The sequence below is a fragment of the Thermotoga sp. 2812B genome (assembly GCF_000789335.1).
Taxonomy (GTDB): Bacteria; Thermotogota; Thermotogae; order Thermotogales; family Thermotogaceae; genus Thermotoga; species Thermotoga maritima.
This window is the reverse complement of record NZ_CP003408.1, coordinates 361,808-378,348: the sequence shown is the minus strand read 5'-3', so window position 1 is coordinate 378,348 and position 16,541 is coordinate 361,808. Positions and strand designations below refer to the sequence as shown.

The window sequence follows — 16,541 nt, the reverse complement described above, 5'->3', positions numbered from 1 at the left end:
TGACATTTTAAAGTGAGTGATATACCATTCCTAAAAACCCCCCGTGATTTATTTATTATTCCAGGTCCGGTATAATCATTCAATCTCCGAGAGGAGTGGTTCACGTGAAGATGAAAGGTTCAAAGATGTTATTCGAAGCCCTTCTGAAAGAGGGAGTCGATACGATTTTCGGTATCCCTGGTGGTGCCATCATCAACGTATACGACGAGCTCTGCAATTACGAAGATAAGATAAACTTCTATCTTTTCAGACACGAACAGGGAGCCACACACGCGGCAGACGGTTACGCGAGGGTCACGGGAAAGCCCGGAGTGGTCATCGTCACTTCCGGGCCAGGTGCCACGAACACGGTCACAGGCATAGCCACCGCCTACATGGATTCGATTCCGATCGTGGTGATCACCGGTCAGGTTCCCACCTCTTTCATAGGAACAGACGCCTTTCAGGAAGTGGATGTCACGGGAATCACCATGCCCATCACCAAGCACAACCACCTCGTTACGAGTATAGAAGAACTTCCTTACGCGATAAAAGAAATGTTCTACGTTGCCACAACGGGAAGGCCGGGACCTGTCCTTCTGGACTTCCCAAAGGATATACAAACTGCCGAGGGGGAATTCAACTATCCTGATGAAGTGGAAATTCCAGGATACAAACCCACGGTGAAAGGCCATCCCAAACAGATAAAGAAGGCGGTTGAACTCTTGAAAGAATCGAAGCGCCCCGTTGTCATCGTGGGTGGTGGAGCGAATCTTTCCGGTGCCATGGATCTTGTGAATCAGTTCATCGACAAATTCAAGGTTCCCGCTGTCAGCACGCTCATGGGACGCGGTGTGAATCCTTCCGACGAGAAGCTTTACTACGAAGGAATCGGAATGCACGGTACTTACTATGGGAACTACGCCGTGGCCAACGCAGATCTCATCATCGCCCTCGGTGTGAGATTCAGCGACAGAATCCTCGGAAATCCCAGGACATTCGCGAAGAACGCCAGAATAGTCCATGTTGATATAGATCCCGCCGAAATCGGAAAGAACGTTCGGGTAGACGTGCCCATAGTCGGCGATCTGAAGAGTGTCCTTGAGGAATTCCTGAAGTACGAAATCGAGACGGACTTCTCGGACTGGATCGAAGAGCTCCAGGAGATAAAGAAAAAGTACCCGCTCACCTACAAGAGGGATGGGAAGCTCATAAAACCCCAGTACGTTGTGGAAAAGGTGAACGAGGTCTTTCCAGACGACACGGTGGTCGTTGCGGATGTGGGGCAGAACCAGATGTGGGTTGCTCAGTTCTACAAGTTCAAACACCAGAGGTCTTTCCTGTGTTCCGGAGGACTCGGAACGATGGGATACGCCCTTCCCGCTGGAATAGGAGCCAAGATAGGAGCCCCAGACAAGGAGGTTGTAGTCTTTGCCGGAGACGGCGGTTTCCAGATGAACATACAGGAGCTCATGACGATAAAAAGGTACAACCTTCCTGTGAAGATCATCGTGATGGACAACAAAGCGCTGGGAATGGTGAGACAGTGGCAGCAGCTCTTTTTCAACTGCAGATACTCTGCCACCATTCTGTCTGACAACCCGGATTTCGCGAAGATAGCGGAAGCTGTTGGTATAAAAGCAATGAGAATAGAAAAGCCCGATCAGGTCGATGAAGCGATCGAGAAACTCGCAAAATCCAAAGAGCCGATGCTCATTCACGCCGTCGTTGATCCCGCCGAGAACGTTCTTCCAATGGTACCGCCGGGAGGAGACGTGGGAACACCGCTCGTTGAAGCTCCATACGACGAAACCTTCGTGGAAAGAGTTCTGAAAGTCATCGAAGAGAGCAGGAGAGGTGATGAAAGATGACGGACCAGATTCGAGAGCATCTTGTGTCCATGCTCGTTCACAATAAACCCGGTGTGATGAGGAAGGTGGCGAACCTGTTCGCCAGAAGGGGGTTCAACATCAGCAGTATCACTGTTGGAGAATCGGAAACTCCGGGCCTTTCGAGGCTTGTGATAATGGTGAAGGGCGACGACAAAACGATAGAACAGATAGAAAAACAGGCCTACAAACTCGTGGAGGTTGTGAAGGTAACTCCCATCGATCCATTTCCAGAGAATCGCGTGGAAAGAGAAATGGCTCTGATCAAGGTGAAGTTCGATGAGGACAAACAGGAGATCTTCCAGCTCGTCGAGATATTCAGGGGTAAGATCATCGATGTTTCCAGAGAAGGCGCGATCATAGAAATCACCGGTGCGAGAAGCAAAGTGGAGGCTTTCATAAATCTTCTTCCTCAGAAGCAGGTGGAGGAAATAGCGAGAACAGGTATCGTAGCCATGAACAGGTGGAACGTAAAAGAAGGGGAGGGATTCTGATGGCAGTGATTTATTACGACAAGGACGCGGATCTCAATCTGATCAAGGACAAAAAGATCGCTATCATAGGGTACGGGAGTCAGGGGCATGCGCACGCGTTGAATCTGAAAGACAGCGGTCTCAACGTTGTGGTTGGATTGAGGGAAGGAAGCAAGAGTTGGAAGAAGGCGGAGGAACAGGGTCTCACCGTGAAAACGATAGAAGAAGCGGCAAAAGAGGCCGACATCATCATGATACTCATTCCCGATGAACACCAGCCGGAGATCTACAAAAAGTACATAGAAAAACACCTCACCGAGGGTAAGATGCTGATGTTTGCCCACGGGTTCAACATCCACTATCATCAGATCATTCCTCCAAAGAACGTGGATGTGACGATGATCGCTCCAAAGAGCCCTGGCCACATCGTGAGAAGAGAATATGTCGAAGGAAGGGGTGTGCCGGCTCTCGTAGCGGTCTATCAGGACTACACCGGTAAGGCCAAAGATATAGCACTCGCCTACGCCAAAGGTATCGGCGTGACGAGGGCTGGTGTGATAGAGACGACCTTCAAGGAAGAGACGGAAACGGATCTGTTTGGGGAGCAGGCGGTCCTCTGCGGTGGAGTAACGGCTCTCATAAAAGCCGGTTTTGAAACTCTCGTGGATGCGGGTTATCAACCGGAAATTGCCTACTTCGAGTGTCTCAACGAGCTCAAGCTCATCGTCGACCTCATCTACGAAGGTGGACTTTCCTTCATGAGATACTCCGTCAGCAACACCGCAGAGTACGGTGACTACATCAGTCAGGAAAAGATCGTTACAAAAGAAGTGAGAGAGAACATGAAGCAGATGCTCAAGGACATTCAGACAGGAAAGTTCGCTAAAGACTGGATACTCGAGAATCAGGCGGGAAGACCCTACTTCTACACCATGAGAAAGAAAGAATCCGAACATCTCATAGAAAAAGTGGGAAAAGAACTCAGAAAAATGATGCCATGGCTCAAGGAGAGGAACGTCGATGAGGAGTGATGTGATAAAAAAGGGCCTCGAAAGGGCTCCTCATAGATCACTTTTGAAGGCACTCGGAATAACGGACGACGAAATGCGAAGACCTTTCATCGGCATAGTGTCCTCGTGGAACGAGATCATTCCCGGCCATGTCCACCTTGACAAGGTCGTCGAAGCGGTGAAAGCCGGTGTGAGAATGGCCGGGGGAGTTCCCTTCGTCTTTCCAACGATCGGGATCTGTGACGGAATAGCCATGGATCACAAGGGAATGAAGTTTTCCTTGCCTTCGAGGGAACTCATAGCGGACTCCATAGAGATCGTTGCAAGCGGGTTTCCATTCGATGGTTTGGTCTTCGTTCCCAACTGTGACAAGATCACACCCGGCATGATGATGGCCATGGGAAGATTGAACATCCCGTCCGTTCTGATATCCGGCGGTCCCATGCTCGCAGGTCGCTACAACGGCAGAGACATCGATCTCATAACCGTTTTCGAAGCGGTTGGTGGATACAAAGTGGGAAAAGTCGATGAAGAAACGCTCAAAGCGATAGAAGACCTCGCGTGTCCCGGTGCCGGTTCGTGTGCTGGATTGTTCACCGCGAACACGATGAATTCTCTTGCGGAAGCTCTCGGAATCGCACCGAGGGGGAATGGGACCGTACCGGCTGTCCACGCGAAGAGGCTGAGAATGGCGAAAGAAGCGGGAATGCTCGTTGTAGAACTCGTGAAAAGAGATATAAAACCAAGGGATATCGTCACTCTGGACTCTCTCATGAACGCTGTCATGGTGGACCTCGCAACGGGAGGATCCACGAACACAGTTCTGCATTTGAAAGCGATAGCCGAGAGTTTTGGAATAGATTTCGATATAAAGCTCTTTGACGAACTCAGCAGGAAGATTCCTCACATCTGCAACATCTCTCCCGTTGGTCCGTACCACATCCAGGATCTCGACGACGCCGGTGGTATCTACGCTGTGATGAAACGTCTCCAGGAAAATGGTCTTTTGAAGGAAGACGCCATGACCATCTATCTGAAAAAGATAGGGGATCTCGTCAGAGAAGCTAAGATCCTGAATGAAGATGTGATCAGGCCCTTCGATAATCCGTACCACAAAGAGGGCGGGCTCGGTATCCTCTTCGGGAACCTCGCTCCGGAAGGAGCGGTTGCCAAACTCTCCGGTGTTCCCGAGAAGATGATGCACCACGTTGGCCCGGCCGTCGTCTTTGAAGACGGAGAAGAGGCGACAAAAGCCATTCTCTCTGGAAAGATCAAAAAAGGAGATGTGGTTGTGATCCGCTACGAAGGGCCGAAGGGCGGTCCCGGGATGAGAGAGATGCTCTCACCCACCTCCGCCATCGTGGGGATGGGCCTTGCGGAGGACGTGGCTCTCATCACAGACGGCAGGTTCTCGGGTGGATCGCACGGTGCCGTGATAGGGCACGTTTCTCCAGAAGCAGCAGAAGGAGGTCCTATAGGTATCGTGCAAGACGGGGACCTCATCGAGATAGATTTTGAAAAGAGAACCCTGAATCTCTTGATCTCAGACGAAGAGTTCGAAAGAAGAATGAAAGAGTTCACGCCTCTGGTGAAGGAAGTGGACAGCGATTACCTGAGAAGGTACGCGTTCTTCGTACAGTCGGCAAGCAAGGGGGCAACCTTCAGGAAGCCCTGAGGAGGTGGTCTTTTGAGTATAAAGGTCTACGATACGACGCTCAGGGACGGTGCGCAGGCCTTTGGAGTTTCTTTCTCACTCGAAGATAAGATCAGAATTGCCGAGGCACTCGATGACCTCGGTGTTCACTATCTTGAAGGGGGCTGGCCTGGCTCCAACCCGAAGGATATAGCGTTTTTTGAAGCTGTAAAAGGTATGAACTTCAAGAACCTGAAAGTGGCGGCCTTCAGTTCCACAAGAAGGCCCGGCGTGAAAATAGAAGAAGACACGAACATTCAAACCCTCATAAAAGCGGAAACACCTGTTTACACGATCTTTGGAAAGAGCTGGGATCTTCACGTGGAAAAAGCCTTGCGAACGACACTCGAAGAGAATCTGAAGATGATATACGACACAGTTTCATATCTCAAAAGATTCGCCGATGAGGTGATATACGACGCGGAACACTTCTTCGATGGGTACAAGGCGAACAGAGAGTACGCCCTCAAAACTCTGAAGGTGGCTGAAGAAGCGGGGGCTGATTGTCTCGTTCTCGCCGACACGAATGGTGGAACGCTTCCCCACGAGATCGAGGAGATCATCGAGGATGTGAAAAAGCACGTGAAAACTCCGCTCGGAATACACGCTCACAACGATTCGGATGTGGCGGTGGCGAATACACTCGTGGCTGTGAGAAAGGGAGCCGTGCACGTTCAGGGGACCATAAACGGCCTTGGAGAGAGATGTGGAAACGCGAATCTCTGTTCGGTGATTCCGAATCTCGTCCTCAAGATGGGTCTTGAGGTTATACCAAAGGAAAATCTGAAGAAACTCTTCGATGTGGCACACCTCGTTGCAGAACTCTCCGGAAGACCCCACATCGAGAACATGCCCTATGTGGGTGATTACGCCTTCGCTCACAAGGGAGGAGTTCATGTTTCTGCCATAAAACGCGATCCAAGGACTTACGAACACATCGATCCGGAACTCGTGGGGAACAGAAGGATCATATCCATCTCAGAACTTTCCGGCAAGAGCAACGTGATGGAGAAGATAAAAGAGATGGGGTTCGAAATAGATGAGTCATCGCCCAAGGTCAGGGAGATCCTCAAAAAGATCAAGGAATTGGAAGCGCAGGGATACCACTTCGAAGGTGCGGAGGCATCTTTCGAACTTCTCGTCAGGGATATGCTCGGGAAAAGAAAGAAGTACTTTGAGTTTCTCGGCTTCACCGTGATGACCATAAAGAACAGGGATGAGGAGAGTTTCTCCGAAGCAACCGTGAAAGTCAGAGTCCCGGACGAAGTTGCGAAGAGACTGGGACACGACGAACCCTTTGAACACACAGCAGCGGAAGGAGAAGGACCGGTAGAAGCCCTCGACAGAGCGGTGAGAAAAGCCCTCGAGAAATTCTATCCATCTTTGAAAGACACGAAACTCACGGACTACAAGGTGAGAATCCTGAACGAGCAGGCGGGCACCAAAGCGACAACACGGGTTCTCATAGAGTCCAGCGATGGAAAGAGAAGGTGGGGAACTGTGGGCGTCTCACCGAACATCATAGAGGCTTCCTGGACCGCTCTTCTCGAATCCTTAGAGTACAAGCTCCACAAGGATGAAGAGGAGATGAGAAACGATGAGGAGAATTAAGATCTTCGATACAACGTTGAGAGACGGAGAGCAATCCCCGGGAGCTTCGATGTCGATTGAAGAAAAAGTAGAAATGGCGCTCATGTTGGAGGATCTCGGCGTCGATCTCATCGAAGCCGGGTTTCCCGTTTCATCTCCCGTGCAGTTCGAGGCTGTGAAAAGAGTTGCGAGCGCCGTTCAGAAACCTATAGTGGTGGGACTCGCAAGGTGCGTTGAGAAAGACATAGAAGCGGCATACGAGGCTCTCAAAGATCGACCAAAGGACAAACGTATGATACACGTTTTCATAGCGACTTCTCCGATTCACAGAAAGTACAAGCTGAGAATGGAAAAAGAAGAAATCCTCGAGAGGATCAGAAGATACGTCGGTTACGCCAAACAGTTCTTCGATCTCGTGGAGTTCTCGGCGGAAGACGCTTCGAGAACGGAGGTCCCCTTCCTGATAGAGGCTTATAAGACGGCAATCGAAGCCGGAGCCACTACGATCAACGTTCCGGACACGGTGGGGTACGCCCTTCCCGACGAGTTTGGAGAACTCATAAAGACTCTGAGGGAGGGTGTGCCCGGTATAGAAAACGTCGATCTCTCTGTACACTGTCACAACGATCTCGGACTCGCCGTGGCGAACTCCCTCGCTGCCGTTCAAAACGGAGCCACACAGGTCGAGGTGACTCTGAACGGCATCGGGGAAAGGGCAGGAAACTGCGCCCTGGAAGAGTTCGTGATGATCCTCAAGGTGAGGAAAGACAAACTTCCCTACGAGACGGGTATAAAGACGGAGCTCATATACCCCGCTTCCAGGCTCCTCACACACATAACGGGGCTCATCCCGTCCAGAAACAAACCCATAGTGGGAGAGAACGTGTTCCTTCACGAGTCGGGAATACACCAGGACGGTGTGCTGAAACACAGAGAAACCTATGAGATCATGAAACCTTCAGATATCGGCAGGTCTTCCGAGACGCTTGTGCTTGGAAGACACTCTGGAAAACACGCCCTCAGGAAGAAACTGGAGACGTACGGTATAAAACTCGACGAAGAGACTTTCCAGAAAGTGTTCGAGAAATTCACAGAACTCGCCGACAGAAAGAAAGAGGTTTACGACGATGATCTTTTCTCGATCGTCTCTGAAGTTTTGAGGGAACCCATCAACGGTTACAAACTCGTTCACTTCCATGTACACACCGGGAACACACTGCTTCCAACCGCGGCGGTCGTGCTTCAGGTTGGAAACGAAAAGAGAGAAGCAGCAGAGGCAGGAAACGGACCGGTGGATGCCATTTTTAAGGCCATAGACAAAGCGCTCGGTATACAGCCGAAGCTCGAAGAGTACATAATTCAGGCGGTTGGAACAGGAAAGAACGCGCAGGGAGAAGTCAAACTCACGTTGAGAATAGACGGCGAACTCTACAGCGGCAGGGGTGTTTCCACGGACATAGTGGAGGCCTCTGCGATAGCTTACATAAACGCGATAAACAAGTACCTCATTGCCAAAGGTCTTCTCAGAAAAAACGGAGGTGCTGAGTGAGATGACGCTCGCAGAAAAGATACTCTCTCAAAAAGCGGGAAGAAAGGTGGAACCGGGAGAATTTCTCCTTCTGGAGCCGGACATCGCTCTCGCGAACGACATAACGGCTCCGCTTGCGATAAAGAAGTTCAAGGAGTACGGTGGAAAGAAAGTGAAGTATCCAGACAGAGTGGTGCTCGTTCCAGACCATTTCACCCCCAACAAGGACATAAAGTCCGCCATGCAGGTAAAGATGATGAGAGAATTCGCCAGAGAGCAGGGGATCGAAAAGTTCTTCGAAATAGGCAGGATGGGAATTGAACACGTGCTGCTTCCAGAAGAAGGAATCGTGAAATCCGGAGATCTCGTGGTCGGTGCGGATTCACACACCTGTACCTACGGAGCCCTTGGAGCGTTCGCGACCGGAGTGGGATCCACCGACATCGCGGGCTTCTACCTCATAGGAAAGGTGTGGTTCCGAGTTCCTGAGAGTATAAAGGTGACTCTTCGCGGGAAGTTCAAGGATCTGGTGACTGCCAAGGACCTCGTGTTGAAGCTCATCTCGATACTCGGTGTGGATGGAGCCAACTACAAGGCGATAGAATTCTCTGGACCGGGTGTGAAAGAGATCAGCATGGACGGACGTTTCACCATTTCGAACATGGCGATCGAGGCGGGAGGAAAGACGGGACTGTTTCCGGTAGACGAGATCACCATCGCCTACGAGAAAGAAAGAGGCATAGAAGTGGAAGAAATGTACCCGGACGAAGACGCAAAATACGTGAGAGAAGTAGAAATGGACCTTTCTGAGCTCGAACCTCAGGTTGCCTATCCCTTCCTCCCATCCAACGCGAAGGACGTTTCCGAAGCTGAGAAAGAGAGAATAAAGATAGATCAGGCTGTGATAGGAAGCTGTACCAACGGAAGGATAGAAGATCTCAGACTCGCCGCGCAGATCCTGAAGGGAAGAACGGTATCACCGGACGTTCGATGCATCATAATTCCGGGATCCCAGAAGGTTTACAAACAGGCTCTCAAAGAAGGACTCATCGACATCTTCATCGACGCGGGCTGCGCCGTTTCCACGCCCACGTGTGGGCCCTGTCTCGGTGGACACATGGGAGTGCTCGCGGAAGGAGAGGTTGCGATCTCCACAACGAACAGGAACTTCGTTGGAAGGATGGGACATCCGAACAGCAAGGTTTTCCTGGCATCTCCTGCAGTGGCGGCGGCCAGCGCAATAAAGGGATACATCGCAGATCCGAGAAAGCTGTGAGGTGATGGTGGTGAAGATAAAGGGAAAGGTTTTCGTTTTTGGGGACAACGTGAACACGGACGAGATCATACCGGCTAGGTACCTCAACACTTCTGATCCTCAGGAACTCGCGAAATACTGTATGGAAGACGCGAGACCCGGCTTTGGAAGACGAGACGATATAAAAGGATCGATCATCGTGGCAGGGGAGAACTTCGGATGCGGTTCCTCGAGGGAACACGCTCCCGTTGCCATAAAGGCGGCTGGAATCTCCTGCGTCATAGCCAAGTCTTTTGCTAGGATTTTCTTCAGAAACGCTATAAACATCGGTCTTCCCATCGTCGAACTGAAAGAAGCCGACGAGTTCGAAGAGGGTGACGTAGCAGAGGTGGATCTGGAAAACGGAGTGGTGAGGAATCTCACGAAGGGAAAAGAGTACAGGATAAGACCCTATCCCGAGTTTCTCATGAAGATCATGGAAGCAGGTGGATGGCTCGAATACTGTCTCAAAGAAGTGGGGGAGTGACGAATGAAGATAGCGGTTTTGCCTGGAGACGGCATAGGTCCCGAGGTTGTAAGGGAAGCTCTGAAAGTGCTCGAGGTGGTGGAAAAGAAAACGGGGAAAACCTTTGAGAAAGTCTTTGGACACATCGGAGGAGATGCCATAGACAGATTCGGTGAACCCCTTCCTGAAGAGACAAAAAAGATATGTCTGGAAGCCGACGCGATCTTCCTTGGAAGCGTCGGAGGACCCAAATGGGACGATCTTCCTCCGGAGAAGAGGCCGGAAATAGGGGGGCTTCTTGCCCTAAGGAAGATGCTCAACCTTTACGCGAACATCAGACCAATAAAGGTCTACAGATCTCTTGTGCATGTCTCTCCTCTGAAAGAAAAGGTGATCGGATCCGGAGTCGATCTTGTGACCGTCAGGGAACTTTCCTACGGAGTTTACTACGGCCAGCCTAGGGGATTGGATGAGGAAAAGGGATTCGACACCATGATCTACGACAGAAAAACTGTGGAACGGATCGCGAGAACTGCTTTTGAAATTGCAAGAAACAGAAGGAAAAAGGTCACCTCCGTCGACAAAGCGAACGTCCTCTACAGTTCTATGCTGTGGAGGAAAGTTGTGAACGAAGTAGCGAGAGAATACCCCGATGTGGAGCTGACGCACATGTACGTGGACAACGCTGCTATGCAGCTCATCCTGAAACCATCGCAGTTCGATGTGATCCTCACAACGAACATGTTCGGAGACATTCTCTCGGATGAGAGCGCGGCGCTTCCAGGCTCTCTTGGTCTTCTGCCGTCCGCGTCTTTTGGTGATAAGAACCTCTACGAACCGGCAGGAGGTTCTGCTCCCGATATAGCCGGAAAGAACATCGCCAACCCGATCGCACAGATTCTCTCTCTCGCCATGATGCTCGAGCATTCCTTTGGAATGATAGAAGAGGCAAGAAAGATAGAAAGGGCGGTTGAGCTGGTGATAGAAGAGGGATACAGAACCAGAGACATCGCAGAGGATCCAGAAAAGGCGGTTTCGACCTCTCAGATGGGAGACCTCATATGTAAAAAACTCGAAGAAATATGGTGAAGGGCCCTTCAGGGCCCTTCACATTTTCCATGTGTCGGTGAGTCTTCTCACCTTCACGATGGAGCCTTTCTTCATCTTTCTGATAGCCGCCACCGCTGCTCTGAGTGACTCGACTGTGGTCAAATATGGGATCTTCCTCTTCAGCGCCGTGGTTCTTATCATGTATCCGACGGTTCTTCTTCCCTCGAGTCTGAAAGGTTCTTTTCCGTGAGAGACGGCGACGAGTGCAGGTTCATCACTGGACTGGGTGATCACAACAAGGGATATCTTTCCCTGCTCCAGAAGATCTATCACGTCCGGTCTTCCTTCTCCCACCTTTGGAACCACCTTCACTTCCACACCGTGTGACTGCAGAGCCTTTGCCGTTCCTCTGGTTGCGTATATCTCAAAGCCCATGTCCGCGAGGTGAGCCAAGAGAGGAACGGCTTCCCTCTTGTCTTTGTCTGCGACGGTTGCGAGGATTGCACCCGTTGTTGGCAGGGGGTTTCCGGCGGCTATCTGAGCCTTCGCGAATGCCTCTGCGAAATCTTCACCGATTCCCATCACTTCTCCTGTGGAGCGCATCTCTGGCCCGAGAAGTACATCCGTTCCCGGGAACTTGTGGAACGGTATCACCACCTCTTTCACAGAGAACATCTTCGGCCAGGGAGTTGGAAGGATCTCGCTCTCTCCCAGTTTATCAACTTTTACCCCTGGTCTTGTGGGATATGGGAAGTACTCAGAAAGGAGCTCGGGCAGGTTTCTTCCCACCATGATTTTGGCGGCGATTCTCGCCACGGGGATGCCGATCGCTTTGCTCACGAAGGGAACAGTTCTCGATGCCCTGGGATTTGCCTCTATGATGTAAATCTCATCGTCTTTCACCGCAAGCTGTATGTTCGCAACTCCCACAATCTTCAACGCTTTTACAAGCTTGTAAACGGTTTTCTCTATCTCTTCCACGAGTTTCTCGGAGAGACTCACCGGGGGTAGAACACACGCGGAATCTCCCGAATGGACTCCGGCTTCTTCTATCTGCTCCATCAATCCTGCTATCCACACGTATTTTCCATCCGACACGACATCCACGTCGAGTTCTATCGCGTCTTCAAGGAATTTGTCTATCAGAACGGGGTATCCCGGTGAGACAACGGCCGCTTCCTTGACGTACATTTCGAGTTCCTGAGGAGTGTCCACAATGGCCATGGCCCTTCCTCCGAGCACGTAGCTCGGCCTCACAAGAACGGGGTATCCAAGGCTTTCCGCTACCCTCAACGCTTCTTCCACGGACGATGCCGTTCCAAATGGAGGGCACTTCAACCCGATTTGTTTCAGAAGCTTAGCGAATTTTTCTCTGTCTTCGGCGATCTCGATCGATTCGAAGCTCGTTCCTATGATGTTCACCTTCTCTTCTACGAGGTGTCTCGCTATCTTCAGTGGTGTCTGACCGCCGAACGCCACCACCACTCCTTTCGGTTTTTCGTTCCTCACGATCTCCAGAACATCTTCAACGGTGAGCGGTTCGAAGTAGAGCCTGTCTGAAGTGTCGTAGTCAGTCGAAACGGTTTCGGGGTTGGAGTTGACCATTATGGTTTCGTATCCTTCTTCCTGGAAGGCCCACACCCCGTGGACGTTCGTGTAGTCGAATTCTATTCCCTGACCTATCCTGTTGGGACCGGATCCCAGAATCATGATCTTCTCTCTGTCTGAAGGTATCGCTTCGTTCTCAACGCCGTTGTAGGTGGAGTAGTAATACGGAGTCTGTGCTTCGAACTCAGCAGCGCAGGTGTCCACCATCTTGTAGACGGGAAAGATCCGGGTGTTTTCTCTCATCTTTCTGATTTCTTTTTCTGAAACACCCCATATCTCTGCAATTTCCCTGTCTGAGTATCCCCACTGTTTTGCTTTCTTCAAGATCTCCACGTCGAATTTTTTCGATTTCAGCTCCTCCTCGAGTTCTATACACGCTTTCATTTCTCTGAGGAACCATTTGTCGATCTTAGTGAGTTCGTGCACTTCTTCTACATCCATTCCGTTTCTGAACGCGGCGAAGACGTAGGAGATCCTTTCCGGCGTTGGATTTGCAAGATATTCCCTTATGTGTTCAAGATCCAGTTTGGGAGCGGCATCGAGTTCGAGGGATCTGAGGGCCTTTCCCAGGGCTTCTTTGAAGGTCCTACCTATCGCCATCACTTCTCCTACGGACTTCATCTGGGTGTTCAGTCTTGGGTCGGCCCCGGGGAACTTTTCGAGCTGGAATCTCGGTATCTTCACCACGACGTAGTCTATTGAAGGTTCGAAGGCGGCCATCGTTTTGCCGGTGATGTAGTTCGGTATCTCATCAAGAGTGAAACCAACGGCAAGGAGAGCTGCGACCTTCGCGATGGGATAGCCCGTCGCCTTAGATGCCAGTGCGGACGACCTGGAGACCCTTGGATTCATCTCTATGACGACCATTCTACCGGTCTCTGGATCCACGGCGAACTGAATGTTCGATCCACCCGTCTCTATACCGATCGCATCGATCACTTTGTAAGCCGCATCCCTCATTCTCTGGTACTCAACGTCCGTGAGTGTTTGTGCGGGTGCCACCGTTATGGAATCTCCGGTGTGTATTCCCATGGGATCGAGATTCTCTATGGAACACACCACTATAAAGTTTCCAGCTCCGTCTCTCACCACTTCGAGTTCGTACTCCTTCCAGCCGAGGACCGACTCCTCTATGAGGACCGTGTGAACCGGACTTTCTATGAGACCCTTTGTTACGATGTCTCTCAGTTCTTCTTCGTTGAACGCGATTCCACCACCCGTTCCACCTAGGGTGAAACTCGGCCTTATTATGACGGGGTAGCCGAATTCTCTTGCCGTCTCCAGTGCATCGGCGAGGTTGTTCACGAGTCTGCTTCTCAGAACCTCAAGGCCCGCCTTTTCCATGGTTTCCTTGAAGAGTTCTCTATCCTCGGCCTTCTTTATCGAATCGAGCTTTGCACCGATCAACTGAACACCGTATTTATCGAGGATTCCCCTTTCGGCAAGTTCCACAGCGAGATTCAGGGCGGTCTGTCCTCCGAGGGTGGGGAGCAGGGCATCCGGTCTTTCTTTTTCAATGATCTTTTCGAGGAACTCCACCGTTAGAGGTTCTATGTAAACGGCATCGGAAAACTCCGGATCTGTCATTATGGTTGCGGAGTTGGAGTTAACTATGATCACCTCGTATCCGGCGCTTTTGAGAGCCTTCAGGGCCTGAGTGCCTGAATAGTCGAACTCTGCAGCCTGACCGATTGTGATCGGACCGGATCCTATAACGAGGATCCTCTTTATGTCTTCTCTCTTCGGCATTACCTTACCTCCTTTATGAGGCGTTTGAATTCTTCGAAAAAGTACTTGGCATCGTGAGGTCCGGGAGAGGCTTCAGGGTGATATTGAACAGAAAAGGCTGGATAATCAACCAGCCTCATTCCTTCCATCGTTCCGTCGTTCAGGGAGATGTGGGTGATCTCGACTTTTATTCCCTGAGGACTGATTCCTTCGAGGACAGATATCTTCTGAAGATTTTTCGTGAGAACGTTCGCGTCCTGATCTTCGCTTCCCAGTTCTGGAAGGCCGAAACTCTTTGGATCCACAGCGAAGCCGTGGTTGTGTGTTGTGATCAGAACACGACCGGTTCTCAGATCTTTAACGGGATGGTTGATGCCTCTGTGACCGAATTTCATCTTGTAGGTCCTTCCGCCAACGGCGAGGCCAAGGAGCTGATGTCCAAGGCAGATCCCCGCGAGTGGAATTTCTTCTTTCAGAAGGTCTTTGATCAATCTGACGGTTTTCAAAAGGGCGGCGGGATCACCGGGACCGTTCGAGATCAGAACACCGTCGGGATTCAACTTTTTGATGTCGTCTATATCAACACTGTAAGGAACTCTCATCACTTTTGCTCCCACTCTTTTCAGGTCTCTGAGAATACCCCATTTGACACCGGAATCGAGTACCACCACTGAGAAATCTCCTTCCGGGTTTTCTACGATGACTTCCTTCGGTGAAACAAGACCGGCTAAATCCCTTCCAACGATACTGGGGCTTTCTTTCACCCGTTTTACAAGGGAATCCGGATCGAGATCGACGGTCGATATAGCACCTTTCATAGCACCTTTCACTCGAATTTTCCTGGTGAGTGCTCTGGTGTCCACTCCTTCTATGGCCACGATGTTGTACTTTTTCAAGTAATCGGGGAAAGACATAGTGGCTCTCCAGTTGGAAGGGGTATCCACGCTTCTGTAGACAACAAAACCGGCAACTTTTATTCCATCTGATTCTACGTCTTCGTCGTTCACTCCGTAGATTCCTATTTCCGGGTAGGTCATGACGACGATCTGACCGGTGTAGGAGGGATCGGTGAGGACTTCCTGATAGCCTGTCATTCCCGTGTTGAAGACCAGCTCACCAAAAGTTTCACCCTCTGCACCAAGACTCTGTCCAAAAAAAAACGAACCATCTTCTAAAGCGAGAAGTGCCTTCTTGGACATGCTGCACCTCCTTCCCTTTCTCAGAGATTATACCCGCTGAAAGGACCTCCCATCTTTTTCTTTACTTTGAATTAAAGGAAAGTCACAGGACTTTAATTTGGAATAAACATTTGAAATTTGGGAATTTTCATGCAACAAATGCAAAGTTCTAGAAATTACTGAACAGTGGCTTAAACATCATTTTCTAAACTGAACAAGGAGGTGACGATCTATGAAAACCGATACGGAATGGCTTCTTTGTGATTTCCATGTACACACGAACATGAGTGATGGGCATCTTCCTCTGGAAGAAGTGGTGGATCTGTTTGGAAAACATGGAGTGGACGTGGTTGCCATAACAGATCATATAGTCGACCGAAGAACCCTCGAGCAAAGAAAGAGGAGCGGTGAACCACTCGGAGCGATCACAGAAGATGAGTTTCAGGATTATTTGAAACTTCTCTGGAGAGAACAGAAAAGGGCCTGGGAAGAATATGGAATGATCCTCATACCGGGTGTCGAAATCACGAACAACACGGATCTGTACCACATAGTCGCCGTGGATGTGAAGGAGTACGTAGATCCTTCACTGCCTGTAGAAGAAATTGTGGAGAAGTTGAAGGAGCAAAACGCTCTTGTTATAGCCGCGCATCCGGATAGAAAAAAGCAGGATGAAGAACACCTTTCGTGGTATCTCTGGGCGAACATGGAGCGTTTCAAGGACATGTTCGACGCGTGGGAAGTCGCGAATCGTGATGACCTGTTCAACTCTGTTGGTGTGAAAAAGTATCGATACGTGGCGAACTCCGATTTTCACGAACTTTGGCACGTTTACTCCTGGAAAACCCTTGTGAAGTCGGAGAAGAACATAGAAGCGATAAAAGAAGCGATCAGAAAGAACACGGATGTGGCGATCTATCTGATGAGAAAAAAACAGGTTGAATTATCTGTTGAATGTGATACAATGAATGAAACTTCGAAGTAAAAATAGAACAACTACGATTTGTTACAAACACGAAAAGAACGCGTACTGAGTCGAGAGAGTGAGCAGGAGG

General features: G+C 50.3%; 12 protein-coding genes. 10 read left to right on the top strand and 2 right to left on the bottom strand.

Annotation, left to right across the window (positions count from 1 at the left end):
• Window positions 1-104 precede the first annotated feature (104 nt).
• From ilvB to leuB, 9 genes are read left to right on the top strand one after another with little or no spacing between them, the layout of a single operon-like run.
• On the top strand, window positions 105-1,850 hold the full coding sequence (ilvB, locus tag T2812B_RS01965; protein ID WP_008192271.1) for a biosynthetic-type acetolactate synthase large subunit: 1,746 nt from the start codon (window positions 105-107) through the stop codon (window positions 1,848-1,850).
• Window positions 1,847-2,362: an acetolactate synthase small subunit gene (gene ilvN / locus T2812B_RS01960; RefSeq protein ID WP_008192273.1), complete on the top strand. Its 516-nt coding sequence runs from the start codon at window positions 1,847-1,849 to the stop codon at window positions 2,360-2,362. The genes ilvB and ilvN overlap by 4 nt, the downstream gene beginning before the upstream one ends.
• Window positions 2,362-3,372, top strand: coding sequence for a ketol-acid reductoisomerase (ilvC, locus tag T2812B_RS01955; protein WP_004081338.1), 1,011 nt, complete (start codon window positions 2,362-2,364; stop codon window positions 3,370-3,372). The genes ilvN and ilvC overlap by 1 nt, the downstream gene beginning before the upstream one ends.
• Window positions 3,362-5,026, top strand: coding sequence for a dihydroxy-acid dehydratase (ilvD, locus tag T2812B_RS01950; RefSeq protein WP_008192280.1), 1,665 nt, complete (start codon window positions 3,362-3,364; stop codon window positions 5,024-5,026). Before ilvC ends, ilvD begins: the two co-directional genes overlap by 11 nt.
• 12 nt (window positions 5,027-5,038) lie before the next feature.
• Window positions 5,039-6,655 carry a citramalate synthase gene (gene cimA, locus T2812B_RS01945; RefSeq protein ID WP_008192282.1) on the top strand — a complete coding sequence of 539 codons (1,617 nt, stop codon included), beginning with the start codon at window positions 5,039-5,041 and terminating at the stop codon, window positions 6,653-6,655.
• The gene (gene leuA / locus T2812B_RS01940) at window positions 6,642-8,183 is read left to right on the top strand and encodes a 2-isopropylmalate synthase (RefSeq protein WP_008192284.1); all 1,542 of its coding nucleotides are present in this window, start codon (window positions 6,642-6,644) and stop codon (window positions 8,181-8,183) included. Before cimA ends, leuA begins: the two co-directional genes overlap by 14 nt.
• Before the next feature lies 1 nt (window position 8,184).
• Entirely contained in the window at window positions 8,185-9,438 is a 1,254-nt protein-coding gene (gene leuC, locus T2812B_RS01935) for a 3-isopropylmalate dehydratase large subunit (RefSeq protein WP_008192286.1), read from the top strand.
• A 4-nt stretch (window positions 9,439-9,442) separates the two neighbouring features.
• Window positions 9,443-9,943: a 3-isopropylmalate dehydratase small subunit gene (gene leuD / locus T2812B_RS01930; RefSeq protein ID WP_011943026.1), complete on the top strand. Its 501-nt coding sequence runs from the start codon at window positions 9,443-9,445 to the stop codon at window positions 9,941-9,943.
• A 3-nt stretch (window positions 9,944-9,946) separates the two neighbouring features.
• The gene (gene leuB, locus T2812B_RS01925; RefSeq protein ID WP_008192292.1) at window positions 9,947-11,011 is read left to right on the top strand and encodes a 3-isopropylmalate dehydrogenase; all 1,065 of its coding nucleotides are present in this window, start codon (window positions 9,947-9,949) and stop codon (window positions 11,009-11,011) included.
• A gap of 18 nt (window positions 11,012-11,029) precedes the next feature.
• On the opposite strand, the gene carB is transcribed toward leuB, so the two are convergent.
• Together carB and carA are read right to left on the bottom strand one after the other, a co-directional pair.
• Entirely contained in the window at window positions 11,030-14,329 is a 3,300-nt protein-coding gene (gene carB, locus T2812B_RS01920; protein WP_008192295.1) for a carbamoyl-phosphate synthase large subunit, read from the bottom strand.
• Window positions 14,329-15,507: a glutamine-hydrolyzing carbamoyl-phosphate synthase small subunit gene (gene carA / locus T2812B_RS01915; RefSeq protein ID WP_008192299.1), complete on the bottom strand. Its 1,179-nt coding sequence runs from the start codon at window positions 15,505-15,507 to the stop codon at window positions 14,329-14,331. Before carA ends, carB begins: the two co-directional genes overlap by 1 nt.
• A 211-nt stretch (window positions 15,508-15,718) precedes the next feature.
• On the opposite strand from carA, the gene T2812B_RS01910 reads away from it, so the two are divergent.
• A complete protein-coding gene (locus T2812B_RS01910; protein ID WP_008192302.1) occupies window positions 15,719-16,471 on the top strand; it encodes a PHP domain-containing protein in 753 nt (250 codons plus the stop codon).
• The last annotated feature ends 70 nt before the right edge of the window (window positions 16,472-16,541 follow it).

Excerpts from the sequence above, each read along its gene's own strand:
- carA (WP_008192299.1), bottom strand. The coding sequence starts at position 15,507 with ATGTCCAAGAAGGCACTTCTCGCTTTAGAAGATGGTTCGTTTTTTTTT.
- leuC (WP_008192286.1), top strand. The coding sequence starts at position 8,185 with ATGACGCTCGCAGAAAAGATACTCTCTCAAAAAGCGGGAAGAAAGGTG.
- T2812B_RS01910 (WP_008192302.1), top strand. The coding sequence starts at position 15,719 with ATGAAAACCGATACGGAATGGCTTCTTTGTGATTTCCATGTACACACG.
- leuA (WP_008192284.1), top strand. The coding sequence starts at position 6,642 with ATGAGGAGAATTAAGATCTTCGATACAACGTTGAGAGACGGAGAGCAA.
- ilvN (WP_008192273.1), top strand. The coding sequence starts at position 1,847 with ATGACGGACCAGATTCGAGAGCATCTTGTGTCCATGCTCGTTCACAAT.
- leuB (WP_008192292.1), top strand. The coding sequence starts at position 9,947 with ATGAAGATAGCGGTTTTGCCTGGAGACGGCATAGGTCCCGAGGTTGTA.
- carB (WP_008192295.1), bottom strand. The coding sequence starts at position 14,329 with ATGCCGAAGAGAGAAGACATAAAGAGGATCCTCGTTATAGGATCCGGT.
- leuD (WP_011943026.1), top strand. The coding sequence starts at position 9,443 with ATGGTGGTGAAGATAAAGGGAAAGGTTTTCGTTTTTGGGGACAACGTG.
- ilvD (WP_008192280.1), top strand. The coding sequence starts at position 3,362 with ATGAGGAGTGATGTGATAAAAAAGGGCCTCGAAAGGGCTCCTCATAGA.
- ilvC (WP_004081338.1), top strand. The coding sequence starts at position 2,362 with ATGGCAGTGATTTATTACGACAAGGACGCGGATCTCAATCTGATCAAG.